At 74.2% G+C, this 17,943-nt stretch carries 19 protein-coding genes; 12 read left to right on the top strand and 7 right to left on the bottom strand.

Annotated features, from left to right (window positions below; translation table 11 throughout):
• Positions 1-319: 319 nt before the first annotated feature.
• The 7 genes from VGI02_RS01780 (at position 320) to VGI02_RS01750 (ending at position 4,521) form a co-directional block, all read left to right on the top strand.
• On the top strand, positions 320-835 hold the full coding sequence (locus tag VGI02_RS01780) for a MaoC family dehydratase (RefSeq protein ID WP_331625510.1): 516 nt from the start codon (positions 320-322) through the stop codon (positions 833-835).
• A 64-nt stretch (positions 836-899) separates the two neighbouring features.
• Positions 900-1,058, top strand: coding sequence for a hypothetical protein (locus VGI02_RS01775; RefSeq protein ID WP_331625509.1), 159 nt, complete (start codon positions 900-902; stop codon positions 1,056-1,058).
• A 55-nt stretch (positions 1,059-1,113) separates the two neighbouring features.
• A complete protein-coding gene (locus VGI02_RS01770) occupies positions 1,114-1,623 on the top strand; it encodes a PH domain-containing protein (protein WP_331625508.1) in 510 nt (169 codons plus the stop codon).
• A 13-nt stretch (positions 1,624-1,636) separates the two neighbouring features.
• Complete coding sequence (locus VGI02_RS01765) at positions 1,637-2,503, top strand: PHP domain-containing protein (protein ID WP_414638174.1); 867 nt, start codon at positions 1,637-1,639, stop codon at positions 2,501-2,503.
• A gap of 10 nt (positions 2,504-2,513) precedes the next feature.
• Positions 2,514-3,377 carry a RecB family exonuclease gene (locus VGI02_RS01760; RefSeq protein WP_331625507.1) on the top strand — a complete coding sequence of 288 codons (864 nt, stop codon included), beginning with the start codon at positions 2,514-2,516 and terminating at the stop codon, positions 3,375-3,377.
• 45 nt (positions 3,378-3,422) lie between these two features.
• A complete protein-coding gene (locus VGI02_RS01755) occupies positions 3,423-3,998 on the top strand; it encodes a hypothetical protein (RefSeq protein ID WP_331625506.1) in 576 nt (191 codons plus the stop codon).
• A gap of 82 nt (positions 3,999-4,080) precedes the next feature.
• Positions 4,081-4,521, top strand: coding sequence for a VOC family protein (locus tag VGI02_RS01750; protein WP_331625505.1), 441 nt, complete (start codon positions 4,081-4,083; stop codon positions 4,519-4,521).
• A gap of 32 nt (positions 4,522-4,553) precedes the next feature.
• Here the strand turns inward: VGI02_RS01750 and VGI02_RS01745 are convergent, their stop codons facing one another.
• The 5 genes from VGI02_RS01745 to VGI02_RS01725 all read right to left on the bottom strand — a co-directional run bounded on the left by VGI02_RS01745 (position 4,554) and on the right by VGI02_RS01725 (position 10,823).
• Positions 4,554-5,786 (bottom strand): kynureninase, encoded by a 1,233-nt coding sequence (locus VGI02_RS01745; protein ID WP_331625504.1) that lies wholly within the window; start codon positions 5,784-5,786, stop codon positions 4,554-4,556.
• On the bottom strand, positions 5,783-6,625 hold the full coding sequence (locus tag VGI02_RS01740; RefSeq protein ID WP_331625503.1) for an oxygenase MpaB family protein: 843 nt from the start codon (positions 6,623-6,625) through the stop codon (positions 5,783-5,785). The genes VGI02_RS01745 and VGI02_RS01740 overlap by 4 nt, the downstream gene beginning before the upstream one ends.
• On the bottom strand, positions 6,622-7,563 hold the full coding sequence (locus VGI02_RS01735) for an alpha/beta fold hydrolase (protein ID WP_331625502.1): 942 nt from the start codon (positions 7,561-7,563) through the stop codon (positions 6,622-6,624). The genes VGI02_RS01740 and VGI02_RS01735 overlap by 4 nt, the downstream gene beginning before the upstream one ends.
• 64 nt (positions 7,564-7,627) lie before the next feature.
• On the bottom strand, positions 7,628-8,944 hold the full coding sequence (locus tag VGI02_RS01730) for an Rv3212 family protein (protein WP_331625501.1): 1,317 nt from the start codon (positions 8,942-8,944) through the stop codon (positions 7,628-7,630).
• A 121-nt stretch (positions 8,945-9,065) separates the two neighbouring features.
• Positions 9,066-10,823, bottom strand: coding sequence for a DEAD/DEAH box helicase (locus VGI02_RS01725; RefSeq protein ID WP_414638173.1), 1,758 nt, complete (start codon positions 10,821-10,823; stop codon positions 9,066-9,068).
• A 249-nt stretch (positions 10,824-11,072) separates the two neighbouring features.
• Between VGI02_RS01725 and VGI02_RS01720 the strand changes: the two genes are divergently transcribed.
• Both VGI02_RS01720 and VGI02_RS01715 read left to right on the top strand, forming a co-directional pair.
• The gene (locus tag VGI02_RS01720; RefSeq protein ID WP_331625500.1) at positions 11,073-11,741 is read left to right on the top strand and encodes a ferritin-like fold-containing protein; all 669 of its coding nucleotides are present in this window, start codon (positions 11,073-11,075) and stop codon (positions 11,739-11,741) included.
• 151 nt (positions 11,742-11,892) lie between these two features.
• Positions 11,893-12,132 carry a DUF3107 domain-containing protein gene (locus VGI02_RS01715; RefSeq protein ID WP_331625499.1) on the top strand — a complete coding sequence of 80 codons (240 nt, stop codon included), beginning with the start codon at positions 11,893-11,895 and terminating at the stop codon, positions 12,130-12,132.
• 51 nt (positions 12,133-12,183) lie between these two features.
• On the opposite strand, the gene VGI02_RS01710 is transcribed toward VGI02_RS01715, so the two are convergent.
• Complete coding sequence (locus VGI02_RS01710) at positions 12,184-12,822, bottom strand: TetR/AcrR family transcriptional regulator (RefSeq protein WP_331625498.1); 639 nt, start codon at positions 12,820-12,822, stop codon at positions 12,184-12,186.
• 193 nt (positions 12,823-13,015) lie between these two features.
• Here VGI02_RS01710 and VGI02_RS01705 point away from each other — a divergent pair, with 193 nt between their 5' ends.
• The 3 genes from VGI02_RS01705 to moeZ all read left to right on the top strand — a co-directional run bounded on the left by VGI02_RS01705 (position 13,016) and on the right by moeZ (position 16,391).
• The gene (locus VGI02_RS01705; RefSeq protein ID WP_331625497.1) at positions 13,016-14,122 is read left to right on the top strand and encodes an alpha/beta fold hydrolase; all 1,107 of its coding nucleotides are present in this window, start codon (positions 13,016-13,018) and stop codon (positions 14,120-14,122) included.
• Positions 14,119-15,105 carry a DUF3152 domain-containing protein gene (locus VGI02_RS01700; RefSeq protein ID WP_331625496.1) on the top strand — a complete coding sequence of 329 codons (987 nt, stop codon included), beginning with the start codon at positions 14,119-14,121 and terminating at the stop codon, positions 15,103-15,105. Before VGI02_RS01705 ends, VGI02_RS01700 begins: the two co-directional genes overlap by 4 nt.
• 110 nt (positions 15,106-15,215) lie before the next feature.
• Positions 15,216-16,391, top strand: coding sequence for an adenylyltransferase/sulfurtransferase MoeZ (gene moeZ / locus VGI02_RS01695; protein ID WP_331625495.1), 1,176 nt, complete (start codon positions 15,216-15,218; stop codon positions 16,389-16,391).
• Between the two features lie 68 nt (positions 16,392-16,459).
• Here moeZ and VGI02_RS01690 read toward each other — a convergent pair whose 3' ends face one another.
• Positions 16,460-17,866 (bottom strand): cation:dicarboxylate symporter family transporter, encoded by a 1,407-nt coding sequence (locus VGI02_RS01690; protein WP_331625494.1) that lies wholly within the window; start codon positions 17,864-17,866, stop codon positions 16,460-16,462.
• Between the last annotated feature and the right edge of the window lie 77 nt (positions 17,867-17,943).

Genomic DNA, 17,943 nt, shown 5'->3' with positions numbered 1-17,943 from the left:
GGATCTCCGCGTCGCCTCGGGGGCCACGACGGTGGCGAACCGTCGTCAGCGGCCCGTCGTGGGGACGCGGCCGGTACTTCCGGGGTCTGCGCCCGGTTGTTCTGTCGTGGCCACGTCCACCTCCTCGATCCTCCCGGCCTGACCGCTGCCGGCCTGCCCACCACGTGACGGTGGAGCGGTCCTCGGGGTGGGCCCGGTGTCGTACGTGTCTCGCGACCGTGCGTCCACGCGCGCTTCCGCGATGGTCCATCCTACGGGTCGTCCCGGGCGCCGCGTCGCCCGGACGCCCGGGAGACGACGACGTTCAGGGAGTGGACACGTGCAGTTCGGTCGGTACTTCGAGGAGTTCGAGGTCGGGGCGACGTACAAGCACTGGCCCGGCAAGACGGTCACCGAGTACGACGACCACCTCTTCTGCCTCATCACGATGAACCACCACCCGCTGCACCTCGACAGCCATTACGCCGAGGGCACCCAGCAGGGGCGCAACGTCGTCGTCGGGAACTACGTCTACTCGCTGCTGCTCGGCATGTCGGTCGCGGACGTCTCGGGCAAGGCGATCGCGAATCTCGAGGTCGAGTCGCTGCGTCACGTGAAGCCGGTCTTCCACGGCGACACGATCTACGGCGAGTCGACGGTGCTGGACAAGAAGGAGTCCTCGTCGAAGAACGACCGGGGCGTCGTCGGGGTCGAGACGATCGGTTACAACCAGGACGGCGTCGTGGTCTGCATCTACCGGCGCAAGGTCATGATCCCGAAGCGGCCGCTGACCGAGTCCCCGGAGGCCGCGCTGGCGGCGGAGCAGCCGAACCGTCCGGTGCCGCAGGAGCGCTGACCCGGCTCCCGAACGACGGTGTGTCGGTCACGGGCGGTCACCGTTCCGCCCCTAGGATCGCGTCGTGGACGTGAAGAAGCTCGTCATCGCGGTCGTCGTGATCTTCGTGCTGTTCTTCGTGATCTCACAGCCCCAGGCCGCGGCCAACCTCGTCCAGAACATCCTGAGCCTGCTCGAGTCCGCGGCCACCTCGGTGGTCACCTTCCTGCGCGAGCTGTTCTGAGGGCCCGCGGGGGCTAGGCTCGTCCCCGGTCCGTGGGGCAGGAGGGGAGGGCGCCGTGCTGGCACCCCGTGAGGTCGACGAGTACGTCCTGCCCACCGAGCGACGGGTGATCCGCTTCCGCAGGCACTGGGTCGTCATCGTCAACGAGGTCGTGCAGGCCACCGTGCTGATGGTGATCCTCATGGTCGCGGCCGGGCAGCTGCCCGAGGGCCCGATCCTGTCCAACCTGCTCTGGTACGGCGGGCTGCTCGTGCTGGTCAAGGCCTGCTACAAGGTCGCCGAGTGGTGGGTGGAGAAGGTCGTCATCACCGACAAGCGCGTGATGCTGACCCAGGGGGTCCTCACCCAGAAGGTCGGCATGATGCCGCTCGGGAAGGTCACCGACCTGACGTTCGAGCGCACCCTCAACGGCCGCATGCTGGGCTACGGCACGATGATCATCGAGTCGGCCGGTCAGATCCAGGCGCTCAACCGCATCGACTTCCTCCCCGACCCGGAAGAGGTCTACGAGGCGATCTCCGAGCTGGTTTTCGGGGAGAAGCGGCAGACCCCCTCTCGCCCCTGACACCATCACGAGGGTGATCGATCTTCACCTGCACTCGAACGCCTCCGACGGCACCGACGACCCGGCCGACGTCGTCCGCCTCGCGGCCGCGGCGGACGTCACCACGCTCGCGCTGACCGATCACGACACGACGGCGGGGTGGGCGCCCGCGACGGCGGCGATGGCGGCGGTCCCGGCGTCGGTTCGGCTCGTGCGGGGCGCGGAGTTCTCGACGACGGCGCCCGACGGCCGGGGCGGCCACGTCTCGGCCCACCTGCTCGGCTACCTGTTCGACCCGGCCCACCCGGCGATCGTGGCCGACCAGGAACGGCTCCGCGGGGAACGCTCCCGGCGCATCGGCGTGATGACCGAGCGGTTGCGCGCCGACGGCTACGACGTCGACCCCGCGGCGATCGCGGCGCGCACCGGGGCACCGGTCGGCCGTCCGCACCTCGGGCGCGCGCTCGTCGAGATCGGCGCGGTCGACTCGGTCGGTGCCGCGTTCGACTCGTTGCTGGCCAAGGGCGGGAAGTACTACGAGCCGAAGGCCGACACGCCGATCGCCGACGCGATCGCCATGATCCGGGCGGCCGGCGGCGTCGCCGTGTGGGCGCACCCGTGGGCCCGCCTGCGCGGCGACGTCATCGAGCCCGAGGTGATCGCCGACCTCGCGGGTCGGGGGCTCGGCGGGCTCGAGGTCGACCACCGTGACCACGAGCCGGGCGACCGCGAGCGGCTGCGGGGGATCGCTGCTGAGCTCGGCCTCGTCGTCACCGGATCCAGCGATTACCACGGCGCCAACAAGACGATCCCGATCGCGGCCGAGACGACCGCGCCCGATCAGCTCGAGGCGCTCCTGGCACGGGCCACCGGTGCAGGCGTCGTGACCGGCGGGCAATAGGCTGGAACCGATGAGCGGGCAGCTGACTCTCCAGGACATGCCCTCTCCACTGGTCAAGGTCACCCCCGCCCGTCTCGCGACCTGGGACGACTGCCGGCGCCGCTACCGCATGACCTACCTCGACCGTCCGAGCCCGCCCCGCGGCGGTGCCTGGGCGCACGCGACGCTCGGCGCGGTCGTCCACAACGCGCTGCGGGCGCTCTTCGAGCTCCCCGTCCCGCGCCGCAGCCCGGAGCGGGCCGCCGGGCTGGTGGAGCGGCACTGGTCGTCCGAGGGGTTCCGCGACGACGCGCAGGCCGGTGAGTACCGGGCGCGGGCCCAGGACTGGGTGGCGCGCTACGCCGACGAGCACGGCGCCGCGGTCGGCGAGCCGCTCGGGGTGGAGCGCTGGGTCGCCGCCCCCGTCGGCGGGATCGTCGCCGAGGGACGGGTCGACCGCATCGACGCCGGGGCCGCCGACGAGGCAGGCGTCCCACCCGCCCGGGAGGCCGTCGTCGTGGACTACAAGACCGGGCGGTGGGTGCCCGACGAGGACGACGTCCGCTCCTCCCGCGCGCTCGCGCTCTACGCCCTCGCCGCGGCGCGCACGCTGCGCCGGGCGTGCCGGCGCGTCGAGCTGCACCACCTGCCGTCGGGCACCGTGGCGACCGCCGTGCACGACGACGCCTCGCTGGCGCGCCACCTGGGCCGGGCCGAGGAGTCCGCGGTGGAGATGGCGGCCGCGGGCGACGCCCTCGCCGCGGGCGGTGACCCCGAGGCGCTCTTCCCGCCGGCCCCGGGCCCGCGCTGCGCCCGCTGCGACGTGCGGCGGCACTGTCCCGAGGGTCGGGCCGCCGCGCCACCGCTCGACCCCTGGGCGCTGCTCGCTCCCTGATCCCCCGTCCGCCCACTCCCACCATCCTGCGAGGAACCGCCCCCGATGACCGGCCATGCCGCGCTCCCGTCCGAGGACCCGACACCCCCGGACGGCATCCCGACTCCCCCCGCGGGAGTCCCGGCGGCGTACCTGGACCACCCGGCGACCTCCGCGGAGCCCGCGGTGTCGGCGGACGGTGCGGTGTCGGCGGAGCCGACGTGGCCGGTGGCGACGCCGCCGCACGCGATGCCCGAACCCGCCCGGACGGCCACCCCGCGGCGGCTCCAGGCGGTGCCCGACGCCTACCCGGTCGCCGTGTCCGGGCCACGGACCGGGGCGTTCGGCCGCCCGATCGGCAAGCACCGCCCGACCGCGCTGCAGCGCCTCGTCGAGGTGGCCCGGGTGCTCGTCGGCGGCCTGATCGTGCTCACCCTCGCGGTGATCGTGGCGCCCCTCGTCCTCGCCGCCACCGGGCCGGGGGTCGACGTGCTCGTCGGGCACCTCGTCGGTGCGGTGGTGGCGCTCGCGGCGACGGGCGTCGCGGCGTCGCGGCGGACTCCGGTCTGGGCCGCAACGGTGGCGGCCCTGGTAGTTCCCGTGGACGTGCTGGTGGTGCTCGCCGTCTTCTGGTGGCGGTAGGCGCCCAGGCCTTGGGCCACCTGGCGGTGTTCAATGCCGCCGGTGGCAACGCGGCCACCACGACCCACGAAGGGCGGACCCCGTGTCGACTCCAGGCGCGCAGGCACCGGCCACCACCGGTGTGCATCACTTCTCCCCGACGGTCTCGGACGTCGAGGCCTCGGCCGACTGGTACTCGAGGGTCTTCGGGCTCGAGCGCCTCCCGGCGACCTTCCCCCACCACGCGGACGAGGAGGGCGGGTACGCGGTCCTGCTCGCGGACCCGCAGACCGACCTGTTCATCGGGCTGCACTCCCACCGCGCCCACGTCGACGGGACGTTCGACGAGCGGCGCACCGGGCTCGACCACCTCGCGTGGGGCGTGGCGGAGCGCGGCGACCTCGACACCTGGGCGACCTGGCTCGACGGGCTGGGCGTCGCGCACTCCGGCGTGATCGACAAGGGCGAGCCCATTCCCTACTCGACCGTGGTGTTCCGCGACCCGGACAACATCCAGCTCGAGCTGATCCACCTTCCTGCCTAGGTGGCCTCCGGCCTCGTGAGCACTTTCGGTCGCTATGGCGACCGAAAGTGCTCACCTGCGCGAAGCGCACCCATGCCCGCCGCCACCTCCCCGAACGACGTGGACAGCGGCGCGAGCCCGATGCGGATGCCGTCCGGCGCGCGGAAGTCCGGCACGACCCCCCGGGCCCACAGCTGCGCCACGATCTCCCGCGCGTCCGGATGCCGCAGCGTCACGTGCCCTCCGCGGCGGGCGGGGTCCCGGGGGGAGGCGAGCTCGACGCCGAGCGGCGCCAGGGTCGCGTCCGCGATCTCGACGGCGAACGCGGTGAGCGCCTCGGACTTCGTGCGGACCGCCCCGATCCCGGCCTCGGCGTAGAGGTCCAGCCCGACCCGCAGCGGCACGAGCGCGAGCACCGGCGGCGTGCCGGAGAGGAACTGCCGCACCCCGGCCGCCGGGACGTAGCCCGCCCGCATCGCGAACAGGTCCTCGCGCCCGAACCAGCCCTGCACCGGCTGGCGCAGCACGCCGTGGTGCCGCGCCGCGACGTAGGCGAACGCGGGAGAGCCCGGGCCGCCGCCCAGGTACTTGTAGGTGCACCCGACGGCGAGGTCGGCGCCCCACGCGTCGAGCTCCACGGGCACCGCGCCCACCGAGTGGCAGAGGTCCCAGCACACGAGCGCGCCCGCGTCGTGGACCGCCCCGGTGATCGCCGCGGCGTCGGCGAGGTACCCGGAGCGGTAGGTGACGTGGGAGAGCGCGACGAGCGCCGTGCGCGGCCCGACCACCCCGGTCACCTGCTCGACCGAGACCCCGCCGTCGGGCTCGGTCGGGATCCAGCGCAGCGTGCACCCGGTCTCGGCGGCGATCCCCTCGAGCAGGTAGCGGTCGGTGGGGAAGTCGTCGTCGGAGAGGACGATCTCATCGCGCCCCTCCCCGGACGCGGCGACGGCGGCGCGGGCGAGCTTGTAGAGCAGGACGCTCGTCGAGTCGCCCACCAGCGTCTGCCCCGCCGCGGCGCCGAGGAGCAGCGCGCCGAGCCGGTCGCCCACCGCGGTCGGGAGCTCCACCCACTGCTCGTCCCAGCTGCGGATGAGCCGTGAGCCCCAGTCGTGCGCCGTGAACGCCGCCAGCGCCTCACCGGTGACGCGCAAGGGGCGGCCGAGCGAGTTCCCGTCGAAGTAGGCGGTGACGTCCCCGTCGAGGACGAAGCGGTCCCGCAGCGCGGCCAGCGGGTCGGCGGCGTCGAGCTCCTCGGCGCGTGCCGCGAACCCGGGAGGGATCACGCCGCCTGTCCGGCCTGCTCCCGGGCGAGGGCCTCGCGGGCGGTCGGCCCGTGGCGCCAGCTCTCCGGCAGCGCGAGCACCCCCGCACGCAGGCCGCGGACGACGAGACCGGCGGCCAGGTCGGTCGTCGGGAGCCCCGGCAGGCCGTGCATCCGGCGGGCCCAGCGCGGCTGCAGGGCGAAGCCGAGGGCCGCCACCGCGGTCCACGCCGGGCGCGCCGGGGTGGTGAGCGCGACGCGGGTCGGCATCGGTGGCGCGAACAGACGCAGCGCGGCACGACGGCTGGTCGTCGAGGCGCGCAGCTCGGGACGCACGGCCTCGAAGTAGTCGGCGACCTCGGCCCGGCTCGCGGGCACGTCGGTGGCACCGAGCAGCTCCGCGGCGCGGACCTGCTCGGCGAGGAAGCGGTCGGCGTCGTCGTCGGACAGGCCCGCCCCGGCGCGGCGCACGGCGTCGAGGAAGCCCCAGACCTCGGTGACGTGGACCCAGCGCAGCAGATCAGGGTCGGAGGCCCGGTAGGTCAGGCCGGTGACCGGGTCCACCCCGTGCACGTGCTCGTGGACGGCGCGGACCTTCGCCGCCATCGCGTCGACCCGCTCCCGCGAGGAGAACGTCACCGTCATGACGTACTCGGCGGTGCGGCTCAGCCGGGGCCAGAACGCGGTGTCGAAGTCCGAGTGCTCGGCGACTCCCGCCATCGCCCGGGGGTGCAGCGCCTGCATGAACAGTGCCGACAGACCGCCCGCTCCCGCCGCCGGGTCCGCCATCACCCGCCACGTGACGCTGCCCGGCCCGAAGTAGCCCGACTCCGGATCCGTGGGAACAGCCGTGGCGGTCATGGGTCCAGGGTGTCCTCGCGCAGCCAGGTCCGCCACGTGGGGACGAGAACGTCGAGCAGCGCCCCTGGGTTCTCGAGGTTGGGGGAGTGCGCGGCGGCGGGCACGGCCGCGAACTCGGCCTCCAGCCGGTCGGCCATCGTGCGCTGGGTGGTGACCGGCCAGGCGTCGTCGTTCATCCCGCACACCACCAGGGTCGCGAGGCGGCGCCCCCGCAGCGCCGCGACGAGCTCGGGCACGCGGTCGGGCTCGCTGCGCAGCGCGTCGCCCATCCCCAGCAGCGCGGTCGGGGAGGACGACGCCAGGCGGTGGCGCAGGAAGGCCGCGACGGCGGGATCGGCGGCCGCCCAGTCACCCGCCTGTTCACGGAGCGCGACGACGGCGTCGAGGCCGCGCCGGCGCAGGACGGGCTCGAGGACGTCCAGACGGGACCGCCGGGGTCCCATGGGCAGCTCGCCGGGCCCCGTGTCCATGAGGGTCAGCCCGCGCACGGGGGCGCCGGAGAGGACGACGGCCCGCGCGACGAGCCCGCCGTAGGAGTGCCCCAGCAGCAGGACGGTCCGACCGGCGGTGGCCTCGGCGCGGACGACGTCGGCCACCACCGCGCCGAGCGGGCCCGGCCGGTGGTCGAGCTCGCCGCGCAGCGGCGGGGACTCGTACTGGCCGGGCAGGTCGAGGGCGAGCACGTCGATCCCGGCGTCGGCGATCGGGTCGATGAGCGGGGCGAAGTCCTCCTTGGACCCGGAGTAGCCCGGGACGAGCACCGCCACCGCGTCCCACTGCTCGTCCCCGGTCCGGGGCCGGGCGTCGGCACGCAGTGCGGCGAGCGGGCCCGGGAGCTCCACGCGCGCGGCGCGGTGGGAGGTCAGTTGCGCGGCTCCCGGCCCGGACGGGGGCGCCTCGACGACACGAACCGGGAGGGGGTCGCGGGCCGGGGTCACACCGGGAGAGTCTGCCAAACCGAGGGCCGGTCGCGGTGTGAACGCTGCGCGTCGGCGCCGCACCTCAGCGTGGTGGCCGCAGCCCCACGACGGTCGCCCCGCGCTGCTCGACGACGGTGCTGCCGACCACCGCGACCCCGACCGGACCCGGCGGGTCGGAGCGCCGGTCGACCGGGATCGCCGGACGGGTCGCGCCGGTGGCGGCGTCGACGACGGCGAGGCCGCCGGGGACCGGCACGAGGACCGTCGTCGGCGCTCCGAGGACGCCCGTGGTGATCGCCGCGCCGGGACCGAGCGTGTTCGGCAGCGTCCACCGCGGGAGCAGCGTGGCCGGATCGAGCCCGACGGTGGCGGTGCCGGTCCACCACAGCAGGACCGGGCCCGCGAGACGGACCCCGGTGGGCTGACCGGGCGGGTCGATGGCGGTCTCCCGCGCGGCGCCGGCGACGGGGCCCGCGGCGGGGCCGAGCGGCACCGTGCCGATCGGGGCGCCCGCCCCGTCGTAGACCCGCAGCGTCCCGTCCGGGGCCTCGAGGGCGGTGCGGTCGTCCGCGACCGCGACCAGGCGACCCCCCGTCACCCCGGAGAGCACGCTGAACCGGTCCTCGGGCTTGTCGTACTCCGCCGGGGTCGCGGAGAGCAGGCTGAGCCGGTCCGACGGCTCGGCGACGCAGCGCTCCAGTACGGCCACCGCATCGGCGCCGGCCGCGACCGAGACGTGCGGGCAGGAGGCGCGCGGCTGCGGGGTCGACTGCACCGGGTTGAGCAGCGCCCCGTACTCGAGGGTGGCGACGAGGTCGTCACGCCAGACCTCGAGGTAGTCGCGGCCGGTCGCGGTGACGTGCGAGCCGTCGACCAGCAGCCGGGTGCCCGGGCGTACGTCGGTGTTGCGGCTGGGGCCGCGCCGACCGGTCGACGGGTCCACCGTGGCGACGTCGCTGCAGAAGGTGCCCACCGGCGACGTGGTGCGGAAGAGCGCCAGCACGTCCCCGAAGCCGGTGCCCAGCGTGCACAGCGGCTCGGGGCGGCGGTACTGCCACGCCGGTGCCCCGGTCGCGGCGTCCAGTCCGGTCACCACACCGCTGCCGTCCGGGTCGGTGTCCCCGGTGGCGACGACCGGACCCGCGGTCGTGGGACCGGCGATCAGGTCGGCCCCGGGCGGCTCCCCGGCCGGGTTCGCGGCCCGCCACGCCGGGACCAGCGCCGTCGGCACCGGACCGTCGACCGGCGGGGCCAGCGGCGCGGCCGCGGGGCTCAGCGTCGTGGAGGCCTCGTCGCCCGCGCGGAGCACGAGCAGGGTCCCGACGACGGCCGCGACGACGATGAGGGCGATCGCCAGCAGGTCGACCCGACGCCGCCGTTCCGCGCGGGGCCACCACACGGCCCGGCGGTCCGTCGGTCGAACTGTCTCCGCAGCATCCGCGGTGTCCACCGCGTCCGCTGCGTTCTCCCCGGCCGGGCGGCTCGGGGTGCGCCGCCCGCCGGGGGCCGTCACCGCCTGATCAGTCCTCGCCCGCGCCGTTCGCGGCGACGGCGGTCTGGGCCTCGTCGCTGCCGCCGGAGCCGCGGCTGCCGCGGCCGCGACGGCGCCGACGACGCGGCCGCGAGGACCCGCCGCCCTCGCCGTCGTCACCCGACGCGTCGGCGGGGCCGTCCCCGGCGGTCGCCGATCCGCCCTCGGATCCCCCGGAGTCGCCCTGGGCGGGCCCGGACACGACCTCGCCGCCACGACTGCGGGTGCGGGACCGGGAACGCTGCTTGCGCGGCCGGGCGCTGCTCTCGGTGGTGTCCGGCGCAGCGGGGGCACCGTCCGGGGCGTCCTCGTCCTCCTCCTCGGCGGGACGACGGCGACGCGCCACCCGGCCGGTCGCGTCGTCGGGGATGCCGAGGTCGCGGTAGAGGTGCGGCGAGTTGGAGTAGGTCTCCGGCGGCTCGGGGGCGCCGAGCCCCAGGTCGTCGGAGATCAGCTTCCACTTGGGGAGGTCGTCCCAGTCCACGAGCGTGATCGCGATGCCGGTCTTCCCCGCGCGGCCGGTGCGGCCGATGCGGTGGATGTAGGTCTTCGCGTCGTCGGGGCACTGGTAGTTGATGACGTGGGTCACGCCCGTGACGTCGATGCCGCGCGCCGCGACGTCGGTCGAGACCAGCACGTCGATGCGTCCGCTGCGGAAGGCCTTGAGCGCGTGCTCGCGGGCGCCCTGGCCGAGGTCGCCGTGCACCGCGCCGACCTTGAAGCCGCGCTCGGCGAGCTCCTCGGAGACCTTGCTCGCGGTGCGCTTGGTGCGGGTGAACACCATCGTCGGGCCGCGGTCGGTCGCCTGCAGCGTGCGGGCGAGGATCTCGACCTTGTCCAGGGCGTGGGCGCGGAACACGAACTGCGCGGTGCGCTCGCCGATGGCGCTGGCGTCGACCTGCTCGGCGCGGATGTGCGTCGGCTGCGTCAGGAACGTGCGGGCCAGCGTGATGATCGGGCCCGGCATGGTCGCCGAGAACAGCATCGTCTGGCGCTTCGTCGGCAGCATCCCCAGGATGCGCTCGACGTCGGGCAGGAAGCCGAGGTCGAGCATCTCGTCGGCCTCGTCGAGGACCAGGCCGCCGATCTTCGCGAGGACCAGGTGACCCTGCTGGGCGAGGTCGAGCAGCCGGCCGGGCGTGCCGACGACGAACTCGACGCCGGTCTGCAGCGCGGCGATCTGCTGCTCGTAGGGGCGGCCGCCGTAGATCGAGACGACCCGGGTGCCGAGGCCCTTCGCGGCCCCCTCGAGGTCCTTCGCGACCTGCAGGCACAGCTCGCGGGTGGGGACGACGACCAGCACGCGCGGCGTGCCGTCCTCGGTCGGGGTGCCCAGGCGCTGGAGCAGCGGGACGCCGAAGCCCAGCGTCTTGCCGGTGCCGGTGCGTGCCTGGCCGATGAGGTCCTCGCCGGCGAGGGCCAGCGGCAGCGTCAGTTCCTGGATGGCGAAGGTGCGCTCGATGCCGTTCGCGGCAAGCGCCTCGACGATCTCGGGGGCGACGCCCAGCTCGGCGAACGTCGGGGCGTCCGCGGACGAGGAGGTCGACGCGGCCGGGTCCTCGGGTGGGGCTTCCGTGGCGACCTGGTCGGCCGCGTCGGGATCGGGTTCGGGGGTGATCGTGTCGGTGCTCAGCGGTCTGCCTTCCTCACGGCTCGTGCACGCGAGGTGAGCCGGCTGGCTCGACCGCCTCCCCGGGCCCGGGCTTCGGTGCCCGGTCGGAGTCGGTGACGGCGATGACGACGTCACCGGGGCGGGAGAGCCGACGAGGCGCCCGCGCGCTGGATTCTTCCTGCGGCGGGTCGGATGGCTCGGGCCACCGGGCGACGCGCCCGCAGGAGGCCGGAGCCGGCGACGGGCTGTGCGTGGGGGAGCGGCCCCGGGTGGGGCCACATCGGTCGAGTGGGGGTGTCACCGGCTCGGACCACCAGTGATGATACCCGCAGCGTGGCGCAGTCGGCAGCACCACGGGGGGTGTGGCGCCTAGGGTGCTCCGTCGTGACGGATGCGGGGCGTGACGCGGGGGGCGACGGATCGGCCGAGTACGGGCCCACCGCCCTGCTGCTCGGGCTCGTGGCCTACGGCGAGCTCTCGGCGTTCTCCCAGCTCGCCGCGGACGCCCAGCGCTCCCCGGACCTCGCGGGACGCGCCGAGCTCGCCACCCTCGCCGCCGTCGAGATGGATCACTACGTCCGCGTGCGGGACCACCTCGCCGCACGCGGCGTGGACGTGCTCGACGCCATGGGGCCGTTCGTCGCCCGGGTCGACTCGCTGCTGCGCGCGGTCGGTGCCCGCGACTGGCCCGAGGCCCTGGTGGCCACCGCGCTGGGCCGGGGCCTGGTCACCGACCTGCAGGGCGAGGCGCTCGAGGGGCTCTCCGGGGACGAGGCGGAGCTGGTCCGCGAGGTGATCGCCGAGACCGGTCACGGCGCGTTCGTCGAGGCCCGCCTCCGCGAGGCGTGCACGGACCCCCAGGTGCACGCGCGCCTGTCGATGTGGAGCCGCCGGCTGCTCGGGGAGGCCCTCGCGGCCGTCGTGGCGACCTTCGAGGAGCACCCGGGGCTCGCGGCCGTGGTGGAGGGCTCCCCGGGCGGTCAGGCGCGCACGGCGGTGCTGAAGCGGTTGAAGTCCCAGCACAACAAGCGGGTTTCCCGGTTGGGGCTGTAGCGGGTGCCCGGGCCGCCGCCGTCGGCCGTTCGCCCTGCGCGGACGAGGCGGTGGGTCGGCCACCCGCGCCCCGGTTCTGGACTAGCCTCCGCGGGCGCATCGGTCGCCGTGAACGTGGCGACCGCGGAGTCGGAGCAGACCGGAGGGTCGCGTGGAGGTCAAGATCGGCGTCGCGGACAGCCCGCGTGAGCTGGTGGTCTCGAGTGGGCAGACGCCCGACGAGGTGGCGGAGCTGGTCGACGGCGCGCTCTCGGGCAGCAGCGGCACCCTGTCGCTCACCGACGACAAGGGGCGTCGCTACCTCATCCCGTCCACCCGCATCGCCTATGTGGAGATCGCACCGTCCGAGGTGCGCCGCGTCGGGTTCGGGGTGGGCGCGGGCACCAGCTAGGAGGCCTTCGGCCTCGTGAGCACTTTCGGTGGCCATGGCCACCGAAAGTGCTCACGAGCCTCCGGCACCCAGCGGGAATCCCCCGATGCCGCGCCAGGCCAGCGTCGACATCAGGGCGATGGCGTCCTCGCGCGGCGGCTGCAGGCCCGCGTCGAGCCAGTACCGGGCCGCCGTCGTCGACAGCCCGACCAGCCCGACCGCGAGCAGCCGCGCCCGGTCGGGCTCCAGGCCGGCGTCCGCGGTGACGACCTCGGTGACCGCGTCGATGCAGTCCGACGTCGCCCGGTCCACCATCTCGGCGATCTCCGGCGTCGCGCGGGTGTCGGTCTCGAAGACCAGCCGCATGGCGCCGTCACGGGAGGAGACGACGTCGAAGTAGGCCTGCACGGCGGCGTGCACGCGGGCCTTGTTGTCGGTGGTCGAGCGCATCGCCGCGCGCACCGTGCGCACCATCTCGTTGGCCGCGGACTCCACCAGTGCGCGGTAGAGGTCGAGCTTGCCGGGGAAGTGCTGGTAGAGCACGGGCTTGCTCACGCCCGCCCGCTCGGCGATCTCGTCCATGGCCGCCGCGTGATAGCCCTGGGCGCCGAAGACCTCCCGCGCGGCCGCGAGGAGCTGGGCCCGACGCTGGGAACGGGACATCCGGGGACGCCCCGCCGCCGTCGGCGTCGCCGCGCCGATCTCGCTCATCCGGTCCGTCCTTCCCGCGCTCAACCGGGGTCCGCCCTCACAGGCACCTCTTCCGAAGGGCCCGCCCCGATCGGTCGACCCTACCCATGACCGTGGGCGAGCGCGTCCGTCACACGCAGTCCCGCGCCGGTCGCGCTACCGACACGTCGGGGTCGGGTTCCCTTCACCTCGTGGTCACCTGCATCCTTGTCCGGTGACGATCACTGCTCCCCGAGGTGGTCGCCCGCTGACCGGCGGGTGGCCGGTGTCCGCCCGCCGCCGTGCGCCGCGTCCGCCGGAGCCCGCGCCGCCGGCGCCGCTGGCGCCCGAGGCCGCGCTGGGCCCGATCGGCGACCCCACGCCGCACTGGCCGGGACGCCACGTCGCGATCGGTGAGACGGCCCTGCACGTCCGGGAGACCCCGCGCGCCCCCGGATCCGGTCACGACGGCACCGTCGTGCTCGTCCACGGCCTCGGTGGGTCCTCGACGAACTGGACCGACCTGGCCGGCGGGCTGTCGTCGCGCTGGCGTGGCCTCGCCGTCGACCTGCCCGGCTTCGGGCGCACCGACCCGCTCCCCTCGCGGGACTACTCGCTGCGCGCGCACGCCGCCACGGTCGCGGCCTACCTGCGCACCCTCGGCGAGCCGGTGCACCTCGTCGGGAACTCGCTCGGCGGCGCCGTCGCCCTCAGTCTCACGGCCGACCACCCCGACCTGGTGCGCACGACGACGCTGGTCAGCCCCGCCGTCCCGGACCTGCGGCCCGCCCCGGCGAGGCTCGGCGACGGCAAGATGGCGCTGGCCGTGCTCCCGCTGCTCGGGGCCAGGACCCGCCGCGAGCTGGCGACCGAGGACGCGGCCACGCGGCTGTGGCGCACCATGCGGCTCTGCTACGCCGACCCGGAGCGCGTCAGCGAGGCGGCGTTCGCCCAGGCCGTGGCCGAGGCGTCGGAGCGGCTCGGCCTGCCGTGGGCCGCCGAGGCGATGCAGCGCTCGTTCGGTGGCCTGGTCGGGACCTGGTTCGCCCGCGGCGCGGGCTCGCTCTGGGCGACCGCGGCGCGCGTGGCCACCCCGACGCTCGTGGTGTGGGGCGAGCGCGACCGGCTCATCTCCGTGCGCAAGGCCCGCCGTACGGTCGCGACGATCCCCCGGGCACGGCTGCTGCGCCTGCCCGACGTCGGGCACGTGGCCCAGATGGAGACCCCCGCGCTCGTCGCACGCGCGATCCTCGGCATGGACGACGCCGTCGCCGACGGCCGGTGGGACGCCTCCGACCTGGCCCCCCGGCCGCCCGGGGTGTGTGAGAACGTGCCCGGGTGACCGGATCGAGCGGATCATCCCGCCCGGGGAGGGAGCGACGCGGAGCCCGACCGTCGACCCGCCCGCGCCGCCGGGGTGAGCCGCTCGCAGCCTCCTGGGATCCGGAGCAACCGGAGTCCCGGGCGCGCCCCGACGCCTCCCACCTGCGTCGCCGCGCGGCGCTCGCCGTCCTGGTGGTCCTGCTGCTCGTGCTCACCGGCGTCGTGCTCGCCCGCACCCTCCTCCCGGGCGGCGACACCACCGACGTGCGCTCGCCAGCGGCGGCCGCCGAGGTCGGGCCCGTCGTCGGGGAGGCGCCCACCGGCGGGGACTACGCGGACGTGAACATCCCGACCGCCGAGCTCCCCGTGGGCGGCGCGTTCCCGGTGTCGGGGAAGGGCACGTGGCGCGTCGTGCCCGGGTCGACGCCCCAGGTCGGGCAGGGCCGCCCGTACACCTACACCGTCGAGATCGAGGACGGCACGACGCCGGCCGAGGGCGACCAGGCGTTCGTGACCGCGGTGGACGCCACCCTCGACGACCCGCGCAGCTGGGCGGGCTCCGGGCAGATCGCGCTGCGCCGCATCGACGCGGGGGAGGTGCCGGACTTCCGGATCAGCCTCACCTCGCAGCTGACGACGCGTGCGCAGTGCGGGTACCAGATCCGCTACGAGGCCTCGTGCTGGAAGTCCGACATCGGCCGGGTGCTCATCAACGGGTCGCGCTGGGTGCGCGGGGCGGGGGCGTTCGAGGGGCAGCTCGGGCTCTACCGGCAGTACGCCATCAACCACGAGGTGGGGCACGTCTTCCGCAACCAGCACGTGCCGTGCGCCGAGAACGGCGTGCTCGCGCCGGTGATGATGCAGCAGAGCTTCGGCGTCTCGAACGACTACCTCGCCCAGCTCACCGACGACACCCCGCAGGGCGCCCAGATCCCGCGGGACGGCAAGGTCTGCCGGCCCAACGCCTGGCCGTTCCCGACGGGTGGCCCGGCGCCGCGCTGAGTCCCGCCCTCCTCGTGAAAGCAATGGCCCCCACCCCCATCGCCGTCGGGAACACCCACCCGCCGCGTGGGGTTGAATGCCGGTAGCAGTCGACGAAGGAGACGCACGCGATGGCATCCCTGCCGCCCCTGGTGGAACCGGCCGCCGAGCTGACCAAGGAGGAGGTCGCGCGCTATTCGCGGCACCTCATCATCCCGGACGTCGGGGTCGAGGGTCAGAAGCGGCTCAAGAACGCGAAGGTGCTGGTCGTCGGCGCGGGCGGCCTCGGAAGCCCCGCGCTGCTGTACCTGGCGGCGGCGGGTGTCGGCACGCTCGGCGTCGTCGACTTCGACGTCGTCGACGAGTCGAACCTGCAGCGCCAGGTCATCCACGGCCAGTCCGACATCGGGAAGTCGAAGGCGCAGTCGGCCAAGGAGTCGATCGCCGAGACGAACCCGTTCGTCACGGTGAACCTGCACGAGACGCCGCTCGACTCGTCGAACGCGCTGGACATCTTCCGCGACTACGACCTGATCCTCGACGGCACCGACAACTTCGCCACGCGCTACCTGGTGAACGACGCCGCGGTGCTGATGGGCAAGCCGTACGTGTGGGGCTCGATCTTCCGCTTCGAGGGCCAGGTCTCGGTGTTCTGGGAGGACGCCCCGAACGGCCAGGGCCTGAACTACCGGCACCTCTACCCCGAGCCCCCGCCGCCGGGCATGGTCCCGTCGTGCGCCGAGGGCGGCGTGCTGGGTGTGCTCTGCGCGTCGATCGGGTCGATCATGGTCACCGAGGCGATCAAGCTGATCACCGGTATCGGCGACACCCTGCTCGGCCGGCTGATGGTCTACGACGCCCTGGACATGGAGTACCGCCAGGTCAAGATCCGTCGCGACCCGGACGCCACCGAGGTCACCGAGCTCATCGACTACGACGCGTTCTGCGGCACCGTCTCCGACGAGGCGCAGTCCGCGGCGGCCGGGCACACCATCACCGCGGTCGAGCTCAAGGAGAAGATGGACGCGGGCGACAAGTTCGAGCTCATCGACGTCCGCGAGCCGCACGAGTGGGAGATCGTCCGCATCCCGGGCGCGAAGCTCATCCCGAAGGACAAGATCCTCTCGGGCGAGGCCTTCGCGGAGATCCCGCAGGACCGGCAGACGATCCTGTACTGCAAGTCCGGCGTCCGGTCGGCCGAGGCGCTGTCCGCGCTGCAGAACGCGGGCTTCTCGAACGCCGTGCACGTGGGCGGCGGCGTGACCGGCTGGGCCCAGCAGGTCGACACCTCGCTGCCGACGTACTAGGTGCCGAAGGCTCGTGAGCACTTTCCGGTGCTATAGGACCGGAAAGTGCTCACGAGGGCTCCGCCCACCTACGCCGGTGCCAGCTCCCGCTCCTCGGCCGGGGAGTCGAGCGTCTCCTGGGCGATCGCGTCCCGGACCAGCGACGGGTCGTCGAGCGCCGCGCGGAAGCGTTCGTCGTGGCGCTGCCCCGTCCAGCCCGCGATGACCATGACCGCCACCGCGTTGCCGATGGCGTTGGTCAGCGCCCGGCCCTCGCTCATGACGCGGTCGATGCCGACGATGAGCGCGATGCCGATCGCCACCGCGGCCGGCGGGAAGAACTCGCCGCCGAAGGCGCTGAGCGACGCCGCCAGGGTGACGAGTCCGGCCCCCGTCACCCCGGCCGCGCCCTTCGAGGTCAGCACCATCAGCCCGACCAGCGCGATCTGCACCCCGATCGGGAGGTCCGCGCCGCCGGCCTGGGCGATGAACAGCGCCGCCATCGTCAGGTAGATGCACGTGCCGTCGAGGTTGAACGAGTAGCCGGTCGGCAGCACCATCCCGACGACCGGGCGGGAAGCCCCCGCCGCCTCGAGCTTGGCGAGCAGGCGCGGCAGCACCGTCTCCGACGACGAGGTGCCCACGATGATCAGCAGCTCATCCTTGATCATCCGGATCAGCTTGAGGACGTTGAACCCGCTGACCGCACACACCGCACCGAGGATCCCGACGACGAACACCGCGCACGTGACCCAGAAGGCGATCATGAGCAGGCCGAGGTTGGCGAGCGTCTGACCGCCGAACTGGGCGACCGTGTAGGCCATGCCCCCGAACGCGGCGACCGGGGCCAGGAACATGATGATCCGGATGACCCCGAAGATCACCTTCGCGATCAGGTCGATCCCGCCGACGACCCGCTCGCGCAGCGCCGGGGCCAGCATCGAGGTGGCCACCGCGACGAGGATCGCGAGCACCAGCACCCGCAGGATCTCGTTCTCGACGAACGGCCCGAACACGCTGTCGGGCAGCAGGCTGTCGGTGATGAACGAGACCGCGCCGGACTCCTGGCCCGCCTCCTGCACGCTCTCGGCGGCCTTCGCGGCGTCGGTCGGGTCGATCCCGCCCATCGGGAAGCCCGCGCCGGGCTGAACGAGGTTGACGACCAGCAGGCCCAGCGCGAGCGCGATGACCGTCATGACGAGGAAGTAGCCCAGCGCGCGCACCGCGAGGCCGCCGGCCCGGGCGAGGTTGCCCAGCGAGGCGATCCCGACGACGACGGTGCAGAAGATGACCGGTGCCGTCACCATCTTGATGAGCTGGATGAACGCGTCGGCCAGCCACTTGAGCTCCTTCGCGAAGCCCGGCGCGGCGAGCCCGACGACGATGCCCGCGGCGATCGCGACCAGCACCCAGAACCACAGCTGCTTGTGCACCCCGCCCCGGTGCCCGGCGGGTGGGGGGATCGGGGGCGGGGCGGCATCGGTGGTCGTCGACATCGGTGTCTCCTCAGGCAACAGTGGCGCGGATCTCATGCGGTGGGGTGAGGTTAGGAAGGCGCCCCGCGCGTGGCCCA

Origin of the sequence: Actinomycetospora sp. (assembly GCF_036497245.1) — a bacterium.
Taxonomy (GTDB): domain Bacteria; phylum Actinomycetota; class Actinomycetes; order Mycobacteriales; family Pseudonocardiaceae; genus Actinomycetospora.
The sequence above is the reverse complement of the archived record's forward strand: the minus strand, read 5'-3'. Positions and strand labels throughout refer to the sequence as shown.